Genomic DNA, 17,188 nt, shown 5'->3' with positions numbered 1-17,188 from the left:
AGTTGATTCTAAGCCGAGGAAAATAAAAAAAACGAAACATAGATCAAAGTTTCAATTGGTAACGAGAATAATTTTCACTTGTATTCGGTTAGTGTGACACATATTGACAACATTAGAGGCTGCCAAAGTGACAAATTAAGGCAATTGCCTATTTCGGCTTAATAAGCCATATAGGTAATCATCATAGATTTTGTTATTAATCACGGTATTTTCTACTAACTCCCCCTCTAATGAAAAACCACACTTTTGCAGTACTCGTTGTGAGGCGACATTTTGTTTGCAGCATTGAGCTACGAATTTTCGAACTTCAAATTGATGTAGCCCCCAATCAATTACCGTTTGTAGGCTTTCTGAGGCATAACCTTGACCAAAAAACGTTGGGGAAATCATATAGCCTACTTCGACTCGCTTACTGTTAACATCTTGACAATAAAAACCTGTAATGCCGATGAACTCCCCAGTGTTCAAAGATTCAATTGCCAAAGAATACCAATCACCGCTATCAAACTCTGGTAATTGCATTCTTTGTTCAAACTTCGCTCTTATGATTTGCTCATCTTCAATGTCGCGAATAAATTGATTCACGATTTGAGATGACTGTAAACTCAACACAGAATGCCAATCAGACTCTTTTAACGGCCGAATAAGCAAGCGCTCACTAAATAGATTAATCGACATAATGGGACCTTAAATCTGAACTTTTGATATTTAACATACAGTAAAGAATCCACCTTCTGAAGAAGGTGGCTTTCATTCTGCCCCCTAAAAGGGGGCGTTTCAGTTATTTTGTAGCCTCAGTAGCATCTATGAGTAATGATATTTAAAGCCGTTGAAAACATGGATGTTTTCGTCGAGCCCACAGGGATGTGCTTGCTGCGTGCTTTAAATATCATTGCATAGCTGAATCAACCTCAAGCTGGCATGCCATACAAACAAAGATACAGGCAAACCCTAATTGATGATAACCACCTACTGAAGTAGGTGGTTTAGGGCTGAAAATAAAAAAGGCGGCTGACGCCGCCTTTAATAAAGAGAAGCAATTAGCCTCTGCTGGTAACTTCAAGTAAGTGGTAACCAAATTGAGTTTTAACTGGCCCTTGCACTTCATTCAAAGGTGCACTGAATACTACTTCGTCAAACTCTTTTACCATCATACCTGGACCAAAAGAACCTAAGTCACCACCTTGGGCGCCTGATGGGCAAGAAGAGTTTGCTTTCGCTACATCAGCAAAATCAGCACCATTAGTAATTTCAGTTTTTAGTGCTTGGCACTTTTCTTCAGAGTCTACTAATAGATGTCTTGCAGTTGCTTGAACCATGGGTTACTCCTAAATTGAGTTTGATATGTAATATATATGCACTGACATTATGACAAATCAATGACAGATGCTAGCAAAAATTATGCAGATTTAGCCAACTTTGACTCTACCCAAGCATTCACTTTCTTTTCCATGACTGCCATTGGTAAGGAGCCCGTGGTAAGGATTTGATCATGGAACCCTTTCAAATCAAACTTATCACCAAGACGTTTTTCAGCATCAGCTCGAAGTTTAAGTATGGTCAACTGACCAACTTTATATGATAACGCTTGGCCTGGTATGGCCATATAACGCTCCACCTCTGCAACAATATCAGTTTCAGCCATTGGCGAGTTGTCTTTCATATATTGAATAGCCTGTTCACGAGTCCAGCCTTTAGCATGAAGACCGGTATCAACAACTAGACGCATTGCGCGGAGCATTTCATCTGAAAGCTTCCCGAAATACTGATATGGGTCGTTAAATAAACCCATTTCAATGCCTAAGTATTCCGCATAGAGTGCCCAGCCTTCTTCAAAAGCAGTATAGCCCTTAAATTTTTGAAACTCTGGAACACCTTTAAGCTCTTGTTTAATCGCAATCTGGAAGTGATGACCAGGCGCTGCCTCATGTAAAGAAAGTGTCGTCATCCCCCATTTAGGTTGAGCTTTTAAGTTATAAGTATTGATGTAGAATACACCTGGGCGAGAGCCATCAACAGCTGGAGATTGGTATGATGCACCTGCTGCTGATTTCTCTCTAAATGCTTCAACTGGCTTCACGACATAATCAGCAACTGGCATAACATTGAAGTATTCTGGCAGTACTGCGTTGATTTTGTCTTTCAGCCCCATGTAACCATCAACAAGATCCTGTTTATTATCGAAGAAATACTCAGGCTCAGAAGATAGAGATGCAAAGAATGCAGTTAAGTCACCTTCAAATCCAACTTTAACACGCACTTGATCCATTTCCTCTAGAATCCGTGCCACTTCAGATAGACCTATTTGATGAATCTCATCTACTGGTAAGCTAGTCGTTGTGTGGCTATTTGCTAACTGCTGATACCAAGCTTTACCATTCGGTAACCCCCACCATCCGTCAGTGCCACGAGCATTTGGTAAATAAGTATCTCTAACAAAGTCCCTTAACTGAGTAAAGCTAGGTAAAAGCTCGTTAGCAATCAACGCTGTATACTCAGCTGTCAACTCAGCTTTAGCCTTTTCAGAAAAAGTGTCCGGAAACTTATTAATTGGAGAATAAAATAAGCTATCCGCAGGATTATCAACAAGCTGAGCATCGAGCTGAGGCACAATCCTTTCGACGAGTACTCTTGGCAACACGACTTTATTATCTATACCCTGTTTCATGCGTTGCTGAGCTGAGTCAACCCATGCAATAAATCCTTTTAGACGAGACAGCCAGTTTTTATAGTCCTCAACTGTGTTGAATGGCTGGGCACTTTCTGCTGTACCTAATTGAACCATGGTGAAGACAGTGCTATAGAATTGATTTATAGGTAGGTAATAAGAAGGGTAAGCCTCACTCATTAGGTCCATATCTCTGTCATAAATAAACATGCTATGACTCAAAGCTAAATCTGCAGGTAGCTGCTGCACATCAATTTTCTTTGCCTGAGATAAATAAGATTTGTTTAGCTGGTGACGCTGTTTTAAGTAATCCTCAGATAAATTATTACCAAATTTATCATTGTTATCATTCACACCAACGAACGTGGCGTAAACAGGCTCTAGTGTAAGTACATCTTTAAAGTATTGATCGACCATAGTCATATACTGTTGTTCTGCACTTTGCTGTAAACCTGATTTAACTTGTTCCTGTGCTTCACTTTTATCATTATTTACTTTCACAGTTTCTTGCGAGCATCCAGATAAAGTTAGCAGTAACCCTAGGCTAGCTGCTAAAGCCGTCTTTTTCATTTTTATTATTCCTTTCAACATGTTCTTAAAATTGAAACTATAATTAGATCATCCAACCATGGGAGAGCATCAATGATCTACTCATTTCGAAATTCTAGCTTTCGTGATCCAGAAACAGGTGTCTACAACCAAACCTATTTCATGGAAGTATTCAATCGCGAATGGCACAGGCATTTACGAGAGAAACAAACCCTAGCTTTATTGTATCTATGCCCTCACATACATGAAACAGTTAAACAGCCTCATTTGTTAGAATTGTTTACAAACCAGGTTTCTGAAGCATTATTAAGAGCAACTGACTTAATTGCTAGGCTTGACTCAAATCATTTTGCATTGGGTTTATTCAATGTTGATGACCAAGGTGCACAAGTTGTACTAGATAGAATAGATGAGCAACTTAGCGCATTCATGATGAAACATGGTAATGAGCATCAGTTTACGATGGATTACAAAGTCGCTGCTGGGATTTGTCTTCCATCTGAAGACTTACAAATTGAAAACTTATTTAATAATGTTGAGACATTATCAAGCGAATTAGATACAGCTAGAGATACTCACCAAGCACTGATCAGGGTGCAATAGTTAAAGCCCTAATACGCTAATATCCAAATAGCACATAAAGCTATCAGGTAAAGAAATGTGATAAAGCGGCCAAAAACAAAAGCCTCGTCAATTGACGAGGCTTTTTATGTCATAAACTGTAAACTTTTTACAAAGCTACATTATGAATTCGCGCTTTTTCCTTGATGTAAGAAATATAGCTATTAGCGGTTCGCTTAGTCTTGTTATCTTTTGCGGCCAACTGCGCACGCTGATAAGCAGGTTTGTACTGCTTCAAGGTTAAGTATGCCAAAGCTAATTCAAACTGAGCTTCACCTGGGTGTTCTAAACCACTATCAAGTGCTTTCTTTAGAACAGGGATCGCTTCGCGGTGCTTTTGATCTAAGACTAATATACGGCCTTGTTTCAAATATGTCTCACCATCATTATCTAAAGCAGCAGATTTACCATAATACAGAGCAGCTTCTTTCAGATTTTTAGCATTGTGATAAAAACCAGCTAATTGATTATAAGACTTCTTATTTTCTTCAATCAGGCCTGACTTCATATGCTTCTCAAAGATTTTGGCTGCTTGGTATGGTGCGCCTTGTTGAGATAACAATTGCGATAGGCGTGTGATATTGCCTTCAGTCTCAAGGAAACCATTCTTATACGCCAGATCATAAGTAGCTAATGAGCGGTCATAGTCTTCAGTCATTAAATAAAACTGAGCTAATTGAACCCATAAGCGCTTATCATCTTGGAAAAGCGGTACCATTACTTCAAGGATTTTAACAGCTTGCTTATAATCCTTTTTATTGAAGTAAGCAGTTAGTTTCATCTGATACAAACCTTTGTCAGGTTTATCAGATAACTCTATTCCTTTATCAGCAACTTCTAATACTTTATCCCACTGCTTAAGTTCACTGTAAGCAATACCGATACGGCGATAGATTTGAGATTCAGACTTACAGGTGAACTCCATCCACTTGTAGTAATAAGGAATTGCTTCCTTAAACATCTTCTCTTGCAATAACAAATCGGCATAAAGACGTAATGTAGCAGCATGATCAGTACCACCAAGAACATCAGCAACAACAGCTGTCTCTAGGTACTTGATTGCAGTTTTCATCTGACCTTTTTCAGCATAGAAATTACCTAACATACGGGCAATATATGCTTTGTCAAAATCATTACGAGCATTCGTTTCCAATAAGGTTGCAATAGCTTCGTCGATATTACCTTCAGTATAAGACTCGAAAGAGCTTTGTACTTTTTTAGCAGCAGTTGCACCAACAGCCTTAGATTGGCGTTTGTCAATTGGGCACTTTTCTACTGCCATAGCTGCTGGAGCCACTATTGAACCGCACAAAGAGAGCATCAATACGCTAGCTATTTTTGTAACTTTTTGCATGTTGCCTCCTTATCCTTTATCCAATGTGAAATCCAATTGAACAGTCATACCAGGCTGTTGCAATGGCTTACCATCAACAATTTTAGGTTTGTACTTCCACTTTTTCAACGCGCGGATTGCTTCGCGGTTAAATAAGCGTTTAGGTTCAGCTTTGATAACTTTCACATCTTCAACGCCGCCAACTTCATTAATTGTAAATGAAAGTTGAACCCAACCTTCTTTACCATCCCGAGCTGCTGCGATTGGATATTGAGGTTCGATACGTACGATAGGTGTTGCATCACCATCACGTGTCATCATATTACCAAGCTTAAATCCAGTGCTTACACCACTTTGAGCGACACTTCCCATGTTAAATGACATGCTGGTATCAATGTCAGAAGAGCTCTCTGGTGGAGGCGTATCTGGCAAAGGTGGTTGCTCTGGTGGCGTCGGTGGCTTAGGTTTAACCCTAGGCTTATCCTGAACTTTCGTATCCTGCTTATCCATACTGATCTCAATTACAGGAGAGTCAGTAGAGGTGTCGGCGCGCTTAGCGCCGCCACCGACCAAGAAGGCCATGAAGACAAACAAGCCGAAAGTAACAGCAGCACCAACAATGAGTGATACTATTGCTCTTAGCATATTAGTCTTTCCCCGCAGAAATCGAAATCTTATCGATACCGGCTTTCTTAACGTTATCCATAACCTTAACAACAAGGCCATGCTCGGCTTCTTGGTCTGCCTCAATAAGTACTGATGCTTCTGGAGACTCAGCCAACATTCTTTCAACGTTAGCAGTCACACGTTCGACGTCAACCTGACGGTTTTCCATCTTAATTACACCAGTCTTACTCACACCAATAAAGATGTTTGCAGACTTTTGTTGTGTCGCTGTAGACGCCTCAGGCTTCTTATAATCAAGACCTGAAGGTTTAATAAACGACGTTGTCACAATGAAGAAAATCAACATGATAAACACGATGTCGAGCATCGGTGTCATATCTACTTGTGCTTCTTCCTCTACACTTGAATGCTTTTTACGTGCCATTTTAAATACTCTCTCTAGTGGTGTGGCAAGCTATCTTTTAGCTTTTCAATACTGATTTTCATTCTTGCATCAAGACGTGTACTAAAAAATACACCCGATAATGCTGCGACCATACCTGCCATAGTTGGCATTGTCGCCATTGAAATACCAGCTGCCATCATACGAGCGTTACTCGTACCATGAACTGCCATCACATCGAACACTGCTATCATCCCGGTTACGGTACCTAGTAGACCAATCATTGGACATGTCGCTACTAGTGTTTTGATAATCAGCATACGAGCATTCATATCTTGTTTCGCTTGGGATACCCAAGCTTCACGGATACGGTGCGCATACCAAGAGGTTGAATCCTCTCTTGTATTCCATGCTTCGATAATTGCTTTGTGCTCTTTTGGTGCCGTTAAACTAACGTACCAATAGCGTTCTAGCATTAATACCCACATTAGGAATAGCACTGCCGCAACCAACCAAAGGACGTCGCCTCCGGTGGCCATGAAGCCCCTGACGGAATCCCAGATGTCCATCAGGTATAGCATCATTAGGCGTTCCTCTTCTCAGCGTGCTCTGCAATTAAGCCAGCACTTTGCTCTTCAAGTACTTGAACAACTGACTTACTACGAGCGATAACAATTGCGTGCATTAACATTAATGGAAGTGCAGCGACAAGCCCCTGTACAGTTGTCATCAATGCCATAGAAATACCACCAGCCATTAGACGCGGGTCACCTGTACCAAACAACTGAATCGTTTGGAAGGTTGCAATCATACCAGTTACAGTACCTAACAGACCCATCATAGGTGCGATAGCTGCTAATACTTTAATGATTGAAATACGTGCTTCTAGCGCAGGTGTTTCTTTCAGAATTGCTTCGTCAAGTTTCAACTCTAGTGTTTCAACATCAACGTCTTTGTTATCTTTGTAAGTTTGTAAGATACGTCCAAGTGGGTTATTACCTGGGTTTTCGATGTTCTTACGTTGAGCATTAACTTGAGCACCAACAAGGTACAATTTAACTAGACGCTCGATAGAGATTAACGCACCAAGTATAAGCAAACCAATAATGATGTAACCAATTGGACCACCCGCTTCAATACGCTCCTCGATTGTCGCCTTTTGAGTGAAGACGCTTAGAAGAACACCGCGAGCAGGGTCAACAAACAGTTTTTCATAACCAGAAGTTGCTTGAGAGAATGACTTAACACTTGATACTTGTTCGCCACCTGGTTGTTGAGATAGCTGCTGAATCAAGCCTAAGTCAGCGTTATAAATAACGTACTCACCATCAGCAAGTAGGTTATATGCACCAATACGAGTGACTTTAGTGTCTTTAACACCGCCATCTAAACCAGTAACTTGTGCATCAAAGCTGACAACTTTGCCCGATTCGACCATTTCAAATAATTGTTCTTCCCAGAAACGCTCTAACTCACCAATTTTAGGAAGCTCTTTACGGGCACCTAATTCTGCAATGAACTTATCACGATCAGGATACTGTGCTGATATGTTTGAAGAAACAAGCTTACCAGAGAAATCACCGGCTTCACCTTTAACTACACCGAACATTTCACCCAAGTCACCTTGAGCAATCTTACGATCTTCTTCTAACTGGGCAATTTTACGCTCGTTATCAGTAAACGCTTGTGCAAGATCTTTACCGCGTTGTGTTTCAGCAGCTAAAGCATTTTTCTCACGCTTGAGAAGTGCTGCTTTATCACCACGCTCATTTAAGAACTCAGCTTCACGCTTCTTATTGGTATTGCTAGCATTCGCACGGTCTGTTTGTACTTGCTTTAGTAGTTGTTCAATCGTTTTAGGTGCATCTGCTGCACTAACCATACCTGAAGTTAGTGAAAGAGTAGCAGCAACGATTGCTGTAGAAATAAACTTTTTCATTATTGCGCAGCCTCCGCAGCAGGGATTGGTAGAGCGAACATGTCTGGAGCGCCTTGTCCACGAGCTTGTTTAATCGCTTTGTTTAAGTTTCGAAGATAGCCATCTTCTAAACGATCCCAACCTTTGGTGTCTTTGTTATACATCCAAGCTGATTTTTGATCTTGGCTTTGCGCATATAAAGCAACACGACCGAAGTTAAGGTAATCAACTAAGATATCCTTGCCATCGATATTTACCTGGCCAGTTTGAGCATTCAAAGTTGAGCCATAACCACGCTCAATGTTATATGCATCTAAGATTAGGCGGTATTTTTCAGCTAATGTTACTTCTGCAGTGTTTAAAGTGTCTCTTAAACGCTGAACACGTGCTTGACGTACTTCAAGATTGAATGGCAGGTCAAGTGCAACGAATTGTTCTAAAGCATCTACCATTTTAAACATTAAAGGAACAACACCTTGACGTAACTGATCGACGCCATCAATGTCATCTTGAATGAGTTTCATTGTTGCTTCTTGGTCAGCTACCAAGCCTGCAACGTAGTCGTTGTAAGATTTTAATGATTCGCGCTCATCTGCAACTGCACCGTACTCAAATAACATATCTTGAGCTTGGTCAAAGTATTTATTTACCTTGTTCTGCGACGCAGCAGCTTCAGCATGAATTTTGCTATCTGCTTTTTGCACGTCGGCAAGAGAGTTTGCAACCACGAAGCTGCTGCTAGCAAGTGCCAGCGCGCCAACAAGTGCAGTAGCGATTTTTGTTCTATTGCTTACCTTGGACATAGTTCCCAACCAATTTGATGTGAATTAAAAAGTTTAACTTAGTAAGTTCCATTGAAACGCATTTGTTACAACGTGTTAAATGTCACTAAGTATGTCTTTCTCTTGTGATTGTTAGTTTTTTCTTCCCTTTTCTGCACCCGTTAAGGTACAGACCCGCTCGCATCATTTCACAAAATGTTGACCTGTGTCAACATTTGAAAACATCAAAAACTAGTGAAAATTGGAGTTAATGGAGCAATTCTTCGTGAAAGTTTAATTTCTATACATTTGTATAGAGCAAAGACTGAGCCCAAATATTCAACTCTGTTTTAGAAGCTCCACATACCAAGCAATAATGTCTTCATCTCGCACTACTGACGAACCAACTAAATCGAGCCTATTTTCATTACAAATAATAGCTAAATCTTCTAAGTCCCTTTCGTCTAAAGCGCTTTTAATCAATTCATTTAGTCTTTCAATGCTTGTTTGCCGCTCTTCAGCAACATGCTCTATCAGTTTCAATTTATTGCTAACAGGCCAATAAATCCCACTGGTAAACACTTGACCAAGTTGAAACAACAACTCACTAGACTTGGCCATGTCTTCATCAATATTAACCAGTGTTTTGATTGACACATTTACTTGCTGCCTTAGTCTTTCACACTTTTCATCAGCTTTGATCCTTGAAATATCCTGTGAAGTTTTGATTTCACCTTTTGCGATAACTAAAGCTTTTAGCAGCTCGAAAAGATCTTCAAATAAGGGAGACTTTATAAAAGAAAGGATTTGCTCATTTAGCTTTATTAAACGTGAGTGACGATGATGCATAACCAAAGCCACCTTTCCTTGTGGCTTCAAAACTCTTGCTATTTCAGATACTGTTTTAGGTAATTTGGTATATTCCACACCAAATTGAGATGTGCATAAGTCAAAAGTTTCAGCTTCAAAAGGAATACTTTCTGTTGTTTTATTTGATAGTAACTCTATGGTAATTCTGTCATTTATAACAGGTTTACGTAAACTAACTTTTGCATAATCAATTCCAAATATTTCTCCCATAAATTCATGATTTAAATGTTCAGTAATCAATAAAGGAACTGCACCATTACCTGTACACAAATCAAGTAATTTGAAGTTGTTTGGTAATAGCTTGGATACTCTCGCCCATACTTGCCCTAAGGCGCCATCGTAATTATCAAGCTCACCACCAAAAGAAGTTGTATGGCCCTGTTCCCAGTAGTTACTCCAATGTTGACTCAAAATAGTCTCCTTTTTTATTTTCTTTTTAGCATAAAAAAAAGGCCCCTTAAAGGGGCCTTTAATCAACTATTTCTTAAATAGAATCTTAGAACTTAAGTGTATAACTTGCACGGTATTCACGACCGTAGTTGTTATATAGATCAGCATTTTCATACTTACCTGAAGAACTTAACACAGGATCTTCGTCAGTTAAGTTGTTAACACCTAACAAGATTGATCCCCAGTTACCCGCATCATATATGTAACTGATGTTGTGAATTAACCAAGAATCTAACTTACCGCTATCTTTATCTTCGTAAGTTGAATCAGTGTAGTTCATGTTCCAAGAGAAGCTGTGATCACTGTATGAGTAAGATGCAGTGAATACAGACTTGTAATCTGGCTGGCCATTCCAACCTGCTGTATTAATAGCTTCAGCACCACCTTCAACTTCAATGATGTAGTCAATGATAAAACTGTTTGTCCAGTTAATACCAAAGTCACCAATGTCAGTCTCGAAGTTACCAGCAAACGTTGCATCAACACCAACAATTTGCATCTTGTCGCCGTTACCGTAACCAGTACCGATTTCACGAGCAGCACCTAATTCACCATTTGGACCATTAGGAGCACGTACAACGTAGAAAGTTTCATCTGGAGTTAATGTACCACCAGCAACACCTTCCATAACATTAGTGATTGAACGACGGCTGATTACGTTATCGATGTTTAAGTCAAAGTAATCAACTTTTACAGAGAAGTCATCAACGATATCCCAAGCGACACCTAAGTTGATATATTCAGAAGTTTCAGGACCTAAGTTACTGTTTGCACGAATATAAGTATCATACTGTTTACTTGAACAATCAGCTTCTGCAATACCATTCGATTCACAGAACGGGTAGTCAGTACCAGTATCAGCACTGAAGGTTGTTGCTGCATATAATTGGTCTAACGCTGGAGCACGGAAAGCTTCAGAGTAAGAAGCACGTACAACTACGTTATCAAGGGCTTGCCAGCGAACAGATGCTTTAGGTGCAGTGTTTGAACCAAAGTCACTGTATTTATCGTAACGAGCAGCTAAGTTAATCTCAACTGAATCAACTACAGGTAGTGCAACCTCGTAGAATACAGCCCATACATCACGTTCACCACCAGCAGAGTTACCTGCGCTACCACCAATTAGGCCAGCTTCAGATTGTGCATCGTAAACAGACTCGTAAGTTTGCTCAAAGAATTCAGCACCAATGAAGTGAGCAGCGTCACCACCAGGAAGTTCGAAAGCATCAAACCCAATACCACCATTCCATTGTGAGAACGTAGAACGGTCTTGAGTGAGGGTAGTTGCTTTCATGTTCGCAACACCTTCTTCAGAGCCTAAATCGATACCATTTGCTTCGTTATACGCTAAACCAGAGTAACTTAGGTAGTATTGACCGATTGACTTGTTATCAGCGATATTGTGGTGGTAGTAGATTTCCCACTCTGCATCATTCCAAGCACTAATTGAGCCACGTAAGCCAGTTAAGTAGTCTTGGTTATAATCATCAACATTACCATCACGTGTACCGATGCCTACCCAACGGAATAAGCCATAAGCACCATCTTCACCCGTTGGGTTATGTGGGTTATCAGCTGACATATTAGTCCAAGGTGCTGCTGGTGGAGCATAACGACCGAATGACTTGTTTTGCGTAAACATTACGCGACCAAACCACTCTACATCTTCAGCAACTTCATAATTAGCATCAACATAGACTGTATTACGGTCTACAGAAGCTTTGTTGTATGAAACATTACCGTAAGCATACATACAGTATTCAGAACCTTCACTCCAGTCATTATCTGCAGCAACACGTTTGAATACATTCTCACCATATTCAGAAATTAAATCATCACATAAAAGTGAAGCATTTGCTTGGCTAAAGCTCGGGTCAAATACAGTAGCACCATACCAACTCCAACCATCAGTCTCGTCGTACGCTTGAATAGTACCATCACCATCTAGGTCACGCATCCAAGGTGCTGTATATTCGCGGTCAGCATCAGCAATACCATCACGGTCTTGGTGGTCAAATGCAAAAGTAATGTTACCTTTGTCCATTTCGTAACCAGCAACTACAGAGAATTCTTTACTTGTTAGGCCACCGTCACGGTCACGGCTACCACCACCAACGTTAAACTCAACTCCTTGGTAATTTTTCTTCATGATGATGTTTACAACACCAGCAATCGCGTCAGAACCGTATGTAGAAGAAGCACCATCAGTAAGAATTTCAATTCTTTCTACTGCTGCCATTGGGATAGCGTTCAAGTTAGCTGATGCACCACCTAAAGTAGGTGAACCAGGGAAACGCTTACCATCGATAAGAACTAGAGTACGGCTTGAACCCGCACCACGTAAATCAATTGTTGCTTGAGACTGAGCTGAGCTACCAGAACGCTCAGAGAATGAACCGAAAGAGTTCAAGTTACTATTACGAAGCGCATCCGCTACAGTAAAGTTACCTTCCATCTTCATGTCTTCAGTTGTGATTGTCGTTACAGGTGATGCACCTTCAAGGTCACTACGCTTAATACGCGAACCGGTAACTTCAATACGTTCAACTTCATCAGCACCTTCTTCTGCTGCATAAACAGCTGGAGCACTGAATGCAGCTGCTGCTGCACCGCTGATCAGCGCAAAACGCACTGACTTCGCTAAAATATTCTTATGCATTGTCTATCTCCCTGGACATTTTTGTGTCTTTCTTATAATTCCAACCCTTCTTGGGTTGGTTAGTGACATTTGTTATTAAAAAGAAACAACAAAAGCCACTTGCAGACGCAATAAAATCACATTTGAAACAACTTATCAACAATTGCGACAAGTATTTCACGACGACTAAGGGGTGAAATGCACTAAAATTGTTCATTTTTTAAGGCATTTACACTGCAAAGAATTACTCAGTAAAATTTTAACCCATAAAAACAACAACTTAATTGGAAGTTTATTTTTTAGTTTTTCAACGTTTTTTTTTGTTTTTTTTAACACCCATACGATACACACCTGATACATTATCTCTCAGTTATGACCTTATCCTTTATCAATAGTAAACAAAGCTCAATAATTGACTGTTTTTTAAGCACAAAAAAACCAGCAATTATAATTTGCTGGCTTTCTTTATTGATAGACTATGTTAAATGGTTACATTTGGACTATACGTAATTTTCCATTTACATAGTTTATATTCTTACAGGAAGTAACGGATACCGATACCTACACCGTCATGATCAGATGCTTTCATCACGCTTTCTAGGCTACCTGAGAAATCACTGTTATCGAAACGACCTTCTAGATAAATAAGTAAATCGTCACTCCAGTGATAGTGTGTACCAATCACTGCAAATTCACGAACAAACTTGTCACCGTCATATACTGCTTGATATTCATCACCTGCATCAAGACGGTTATAAGCCGCTAAGATACGAATGTTGTTATCAAAACGGTACGATACTAATGTTTCAATACCGTAAGCTTCTTGAATTGGGCGACCCGCGTTATCTGTATCATGGTTTTCTTGCTTACTGTAGTTTGCTGCGGCATAAAAACCTTCTGCAGCCCAGTCACCATACTTAAAGCCTACACCATAAATAGAATCTCTTGCGTCATAACGCTCACCACTGGAGGTTGTCGCTCTAAACTCACCAGCGTTGTAACCAGCTGTAAGCGTAATACTATCTGTAACATCATAGGTCAGTGCAATACCATAGGTGTTATTATATTCAATCTCAGTTAGAGACTCAGACGTAATACCTGCATCATTTGTCAATGGAAAACCAGGGATGCTTGGATTACCAAATTCATCTTCTACAACAGAGAAAGAATCTTGTTTCAACTGTGCTTGAACGGCAAAACTAAAGTCACCGAAGGCATTACGGTATTGTACGGTTTTATCACCACGACCAGTACCGTTTACAGAGCCATCACCCTTATTGAACGTATATGTACCAGATGCATCACCATCCCAAACAATAACGTTGTTAGTTGCATAGACTACGTCATACCACGCACCCCATTGCTTACCAAAAGTAATTTGCCCGTAATCATCATGAGCTAAACCAACATAACCAAGGCGGTTTGATAAGAAGTTGCCGTTTTCATAGCCTAAAGCGTCATTGTCATACTTGATTTTGCTATCACCAAACGGGTTTACACCCCATTCGAATAATGCATTTGCACTCCAGCCATTGCCCATATTGCGGTCAAAACCGAAGTTGATGCGTGACGCACCATTTACTAGCTCAGTTTCACTTTGGCCGTGGTAGATACGCGCGTCAACATAACCACCGATAGAAACAGTGTTTCTATCATCTTTGTAAATTTCAATCGCTGATGCAGCAGGAACAAACATGGCTGCAGCTAATGCTGAAGCAACTAGACTTTTCTTCATCAAACTTAACCTTCTATCTATTATTTGAATGGTGCAAACAATCCATTTTATGATTTATTTCCTAAGTGTTATGAAGACTAGCACAAGGAAAATTTCTGACTCATTAAAACCGATAGGATTAGTTAAGTTTATACTAAAGTCATACAATCGCGCTTACAAACCCGCGCCGCCAGCAAACTGCAACTCAACAACTGCACAACATAAGACCTGAATTTTACATTAAATCAACCTCATTTGCGGCACGCTGATTGTGTCGAAATCCTCACCAATTAAATTTAAAATGGGCTCAACCACTGGTCTAATTTGCTTTTCGACATAATAATCCATGTCAATATTATCAGGTTCAAGCTCGATTGGTTGCGCGCCATTTGTGGTCATTACATACTTAATCATAGTTCCTTTATTTAGCAGTTGTGGGTTATTTTTGGCATGTGCCAATAGTTTGGCAGCTTTAACGTGAGGCGCGGACTTAGCCGTGTAATCATCAGCATGTCTGCGCAGCCGCTTCTTCAGCACTAACTGTTCCCTATTTACAGAGTTTGCCAATGCTTCAATGGCTGCCTTTATGTATTCAACAACATCTTTATCGTTGAAGAACCGATGATAAACTTCATATTGAATACGTTTAGCAAGTGGCGTCCAGTCGCTACGCACCTGCTCCATGCCCTTAAAGGTCATGTGTAACTGCCCTTCTTTATCACATTTAGCGCCTACATAACGTTTTTTGCTTCCCTGATCAGAACCTCGTAGAGTTGGCATGATAAATTGTTGAAAATGTGACTCGAACTCCAGCTCTAAGAAGCTCTCGACCTTAAATTCTTGTCTGCACCACTGTTGCCATTTAATGGTCATCTCTTTCGCTAATTGCTGACCTAACTCAGCAATGCTTTCATCAGACATTGCTTCCTCAACCCACACAAATGTTGAATCTGTATCACCATAAATAACTTTATATCCTTGAGCTTCAATCCATACTTTTGTTTGTTTCATGATTTGATGTCCGCGCATGGTAATAGAGCTGGCAAGCTTTGCATCATGAAACACGCAGGTTGTGGAGCCTAATACACCGTAAAGAGAATTCATGATAATTTTAATGGCTTGCGATAAAGGATCGTTTGAATTCTGTTTAGCCTGTTCACGTTGCTGTGCAAGCTCTGCGATGAGTTTAGGTAAGATTGCCCCTTCACGGCTAAACTTAGCACCTAAGAAACCTGAAATTTGTTTTTCAGGCATGTTATCGAGCAGTTCCCCCTCAATCAGTCCTTTTGGATCAATTAGAAACGTTCTAATAATTGACGGGTACAAGCTTTTAAAGTCGAGCACAAGCACATTTTTGTAGTAGCCGGGAATTGAGTCCATGACATAACCACCCGGACTTTCTAACCCCTTACTAGCCGGGAACGCAGGAGCGACATAGCCGCTACGGTGTAAATGTGGCAAATAGAGATGGTTAAACGCGGCAACAGATGCCCCAACTCGGCCAAGTTCTAACCCGGTCAACTCAGAACGCGCTATGACGAAATCTAATAGCTGTGTATGCTTGAATATATCCCATACTAAGCGACTATCTGTAATGTTATAACGTGCAAGTGCTTGCTTATCATGTTGAAATAAAAAATCTATTTCATTGCTTCGATTATCAACCTGCTCTATCGCTTTACCTTCACCTAATAGCACTCTTGATACGAATTCTAATGAGAAACTATCAAATTGATAAAAGGCTGCTTTTAACCAATCAATACCATCTAATACCACACGGCCTGGTAAATTAAGTGTTTCTGGTCGAAACTTATCAGCGACTTTCCACGACATTACCGTTCCATTTCTGCCAATGGTTAAAGGTATTTTGTACAGTGCAGCTCGACGAGATAACAAAGCTAAATCGAAACCGACGACAGCCCAACCGATAATCACATCGGGGTCATATTGCTCAAACCAAGTAATGAGTGTTTCGATTAGCTGTTTTTCATTGCTAACCCAAATGATATGGCAGTCAGAATCAATACCTGACTCTATGTCACTATCTGCTTCTCCCACCATAATGACAGTGTTAATATCAACTTCGGGAAATATCCCACCGTATAAGCCCACCGAATAAAGCTGACCACTAAAACTGCATTCAAAGTCTAAAGAAACAACACTAAGCGGGTATTTTTGAGATAAAGATTTACTTTTTCTAGCCTTAGTCACATTGAAGGTTAATGCTCCTTCATTGGTTTGTTTTAAGTGACTTTGTTCTTTGAGTTCTTGAGCAAAATACCCTTGCATCTCAGTTTCTAAAGAAATGAAACGTTCAATTAAATATCGTTGCTCAGGGCGAATATCAGTTTCAAATAAAGTAATACCAGCATCATTAGCTACTTTCACTAATTCACGCAATTGTTGAGGGGATTTCAAATAAAGCGCGCTAATTGACTCACTAGAGAAGTTTTTTAAGGCTACAGCTTGGTGTCTGAAGCTTACTATTGCCAGTTTTTCTAAAGCGGGTACGAAGCGTTGTTCACAAAAACAAATCACTTCAGCTGGCTCCACACGCGCACAAATCACCTTTTGTTGGGTTTTAATATAATAGTGCAGCGACATTTGGCCATTACGAGTCACGGCATGGCGGGTGAGAACCATACCTTTTATGACTG

Annotated in this window: 14 protein-coding genes; 1 reads left to right on the top strand and 13 read right to left on the bottom strand. The window is 40.2% G+C overall.

Annotated elements, in window-relative coordinates:
- Positions 1–135: 135 nt before the first annotated feature.
- From ACHUGF_RS16520 to ACHUGF_RS16510, 3 genes are all read right to left on the bottom strand, one after another.
- On the bottom strand, positions 136–678 hold the full coding sequence (locus ACHUGF_RS16520) for a GNAT family N-acetyltransferase (RefSeq protein WP_394132855.1): 543 nt from the start codon (positions 676–678) through the stop codon (positions 136–138).
- Between the two features lie 362 nt (positions 679–1,040).
- The gene (locus tag ACHUGF_RS16515) at positions 1,041–1,319 is read right to left on the bottom strand and encodes a peptidylprolyl isomerase (protein ID WP_394132854.1); all 279 of its coding nucleotides are present in this window, start codon (positions 1,317–1,319) and stop codon (positions 1,041–1,043) included.
- 80 nt (positions 1,320–1,399) lie between these two features.
- Positions 1,400–3,238 carry a DUF885 domain-containing protein gene (locus ACHUGF_RS16510; protein WP_394132852.1) on the bottom strand — a complete coding sequence of 613 codons (1,839 nt, stop codon included), beginning with the start codon at positions 3,236–3,238 and terminating at the stop codon, positions 1,400–1,402.
- Between the two features lie 72 nt (positions 3,239–3,310).
- Here ACHUGF_RS16510 and ACHUGF_RS16505 point away from each other — a divergent pair, with 72 nt between their 5' ends.
- Positions 3,311–3,820: a diguanylate cyclase domain-containing protein gene (locus tag ACHUGF_RS16505; protein ID WP_394132851.1), complete on the top strand. Its 510-nt coding sequence runs from the start codon at positions 3,311–3,313 to the stop codon at positions 3,818–3,820.
- 127 nt (positions 3,821–3,947) lie between these two features.
- Here ACHUGF_RS16505 and ACHUGF_RS16500 read toward each other — a convergent pair whose 3' ends face one another.
- From ACHUGF_RS16500 to ACHUGF_RS16455, 10 genes are all read right to left on the bottom strand, one after another.
- A complete protein-coding gene (locus ACHUGF_RS16500; protein WP_394132850.1) occupies positions 3,948–5,192 on the bottom strand; it encodes a tetratricopeptide repeat protein in 1,245 nt (414 codons plus the stop codon).
- A gap of 9 nt (positions 5,193–5,201) precedes the next feature.
- Positions 5,202–5,816 carry an energy transducer TonB gene (locus tag ACHUGF_RS16495; protein ID WP_394132849.1) on the bottom strand — a complete coding sequence of 205 codons (615 nt, stop codon included), beginning with the start codon at positions 5,814–5,816 and terminating at the stop codon, positions 5,202–5,204.
- A gap of 1 nt (position 5,817) precedes the next feature.
- Complete coding sequence (locus tag ACHUGF_RS16490) at positions 5,818–6,222, bottom strand: ExbD/TolR family protein (RefSeq protein ID WP_394132848.1); 405 nt, start codon at positions 6,220–6,222, stop codon at positions 5,818–5,820.
- Between the two features lie 14 nt (positions 6,223–6,236).
- On the bottom strand, positions 6,237–6,764 hold the full coding sequence (locus ACHUGF_RS16485) for a MotA/TolQ/ExbB proton channel family protein (protein WP_394132847.1): 528 nt from the start codon (positions 6,762–6,764) through the stop codon (positions 6,237–6,239).
- Positions 6,764–8,119 (bottom strand): MotA/TolQ/ExbB proton channel family protein, encoded by a 1,356-nt coding sequence (locus tag ACHUGF_RS16480; RefSeq protein ID WP_394132845.1) that lies wholly within the window; start codon positions 8,117–8,119, stop codon positions 6,764–6,766. The genes ACHUGF_RS16485 and ACHUGF_RS16480 overlap by 1 nt, the downstream gene beginning before the upstream one ends.
- Complete coding sequence (locus tag ACHUGF_RS16475) at positions 8,119–8,901, bottom strand: DUF3450 domain-containing protein (RefSeq protein WP_394132844.1); 783 nt, start codon at positions 8,899–8,901, stop codon at positions 8,119–8,121. Before ACHUGF_RS16475 ends, ACHUGF_RS16480 begins: the two co-directional genes overlap by 1 nt.
- Positions 8,902–9,198: 297 nt before the next feature.
- A complete protein-coding gene (locus ACHUGF_RS16470; protein WP_394132842.1) occupies positions 9,199–10,140 on the bottom strand; it encodes a class I SAM-dependent methyltransferase in 942 nt (313 codons plus the stop codon).
- Positions 10,141–10,225: 85 nt separating this feature from the next.
- Positions 10,226–12,838: a TonB-dependent receptor gene (locus ACHUGF_RS16465; RefSeq protein ID WP_394132841.1), complete on the bottom strand. Its 2,613-nt coding sequence runs from the start codon at positions 12,836–12,838 to the stop codon at positions 10,226–10,228.
- Positions 12,839–13,352: 514 nt separating this feature from the next.
- Entirely contained in the window at positions 13,353–14,552 is a 1,200-nt protein-coding gene (locus ACHUGF_RS16460; RefSeq protein ID WP_394132840.1) for a porin, read from the bottom strand.
- A 219-nt stretch (positions 14,553–14,771) separates the two neighbouring features.
- Positions 14,772–17,174: a DNA polymerase II gene (locus ACHUGF_RS16455; RefSeq protein ID WP_394132871.1), complete on the bottom strand. Its 2,403-nt coding sequence runs from the start codon at positions 17,172–17,174 to the stop codon at positions 14,772–14,774.
- Between the last annotated feature and the right edge of the window lie 14 nt (positions 17,175–17,188).

Origin of the sequence: Shewanella maritima (assembly GCF_043643735.1) — a bacterium.
In the GTDB taxonomy this organism is placed as follows: domain Bacteria; phylum Pseudomonadota; class Gammaproteobacteria; order Enterobacterales; family Shewanellaceae; genus Shewanella; species Shewanella maritima_A.
This window is presented reverse-complemented; position numbering and strand designations above follow the sequence as displayed.

Bases quoted from the DNA above. Each gene is read 5' to 3' on its own strand.
- ACHUGF_RS16455 (WP_394132871.1), bottom strand. From the start codon at position 17,174: ATGGTTCTCACCCGCCATGCCGTGACTCGTAATGGCCAAATGTCGCTG.
- ACHUGF_RS16500 (WP_394132850.1), bottom strand. From the start codon at position 5,192: ATGCAAAAAGTTACAAAAATAGCTAGCGTATTGATGCTCTCTTTGTGC.
- ACHUGF_RS16485 (WP_394132847.1), bottom strand. From the start codon at position 6,764: ATGATGCTATACCTGATGGACATCTGGGATTCCGTCAGGGGCTTCATG.
- ACHUGF_RS16495 (WP_394132849.1), bottom strand. From the start codon at position 5,816: ATGCTAAGAGCAATAGTATCACTCATTGTTGGTGCTGCTGTTACTTTC.
- ACHUGF_RS16505 (WP_394132851.1), top strand. From the start codon at position 3,311: ATGATCTACTCATTTCGAAATTCTAGCTTTCGTGATCCAGAAACAGGT.
- ACHUGF_RS16520 (WP_394132855.1), bottom strand. From the start codon at position 678: ATGTCGATTAATCTATTTAGTGAGCGCTTGCTTATTCGGCCGTTAAAA.
- ACHUGF_RS16515 (WP_394132854.1), bottom strand. From the start codon at position 1,319: ATGGTTCAAGCAACTGCAAGACATCTATTAGTAGACTCTGAAGAAAAG.
- ACHUGF_RS16480 (WP_394132845.1), bottom strand. From the start codon at position 8,119: ATGAAAAAGTTTATTTCTACAGCAATCGTTGCTGCTACTCTTTCACTA.
- ACHUGF_RS16460 (WP_394132840.1), bottom strand. From the start codon at position 14,552: ATGAAGAAAAGTCTAGTTGCTTCAGCATTAGCTGCAGCCATGTTTGTT.
- ACHUGF_RS16465 (WP_394132841.1), bottom strand. From the start codon at position 12,838: ATGCATAAGAATATTTTAGCGAAGTCAGTGCGTTTTGCGCTGATCAGC.
- ACHUGF_RS16510 (WP_394132852.1), bottom strand. From the start codon at position 3,238: ATGAAAAAGACGGCTTTAGCAGCTAGCCTAGGGTTACTGCTAACTTTA.
- ACHUGF_RS16475 (WP_394132844.1), bottom strand. From the start codon at position 8,901: ATGTCCAAGGTAAGCAATAGAACAAAAATCGCTACTGCACTTGTTGGC.
- ACHUGF_RS16490 (WP_394132848.1), bottom strand. From the start codon at position 6,222: ATGGCACGTAAAAAGCATTCAAGTGTAGAGGAAGAAGCACAAGTAGAT.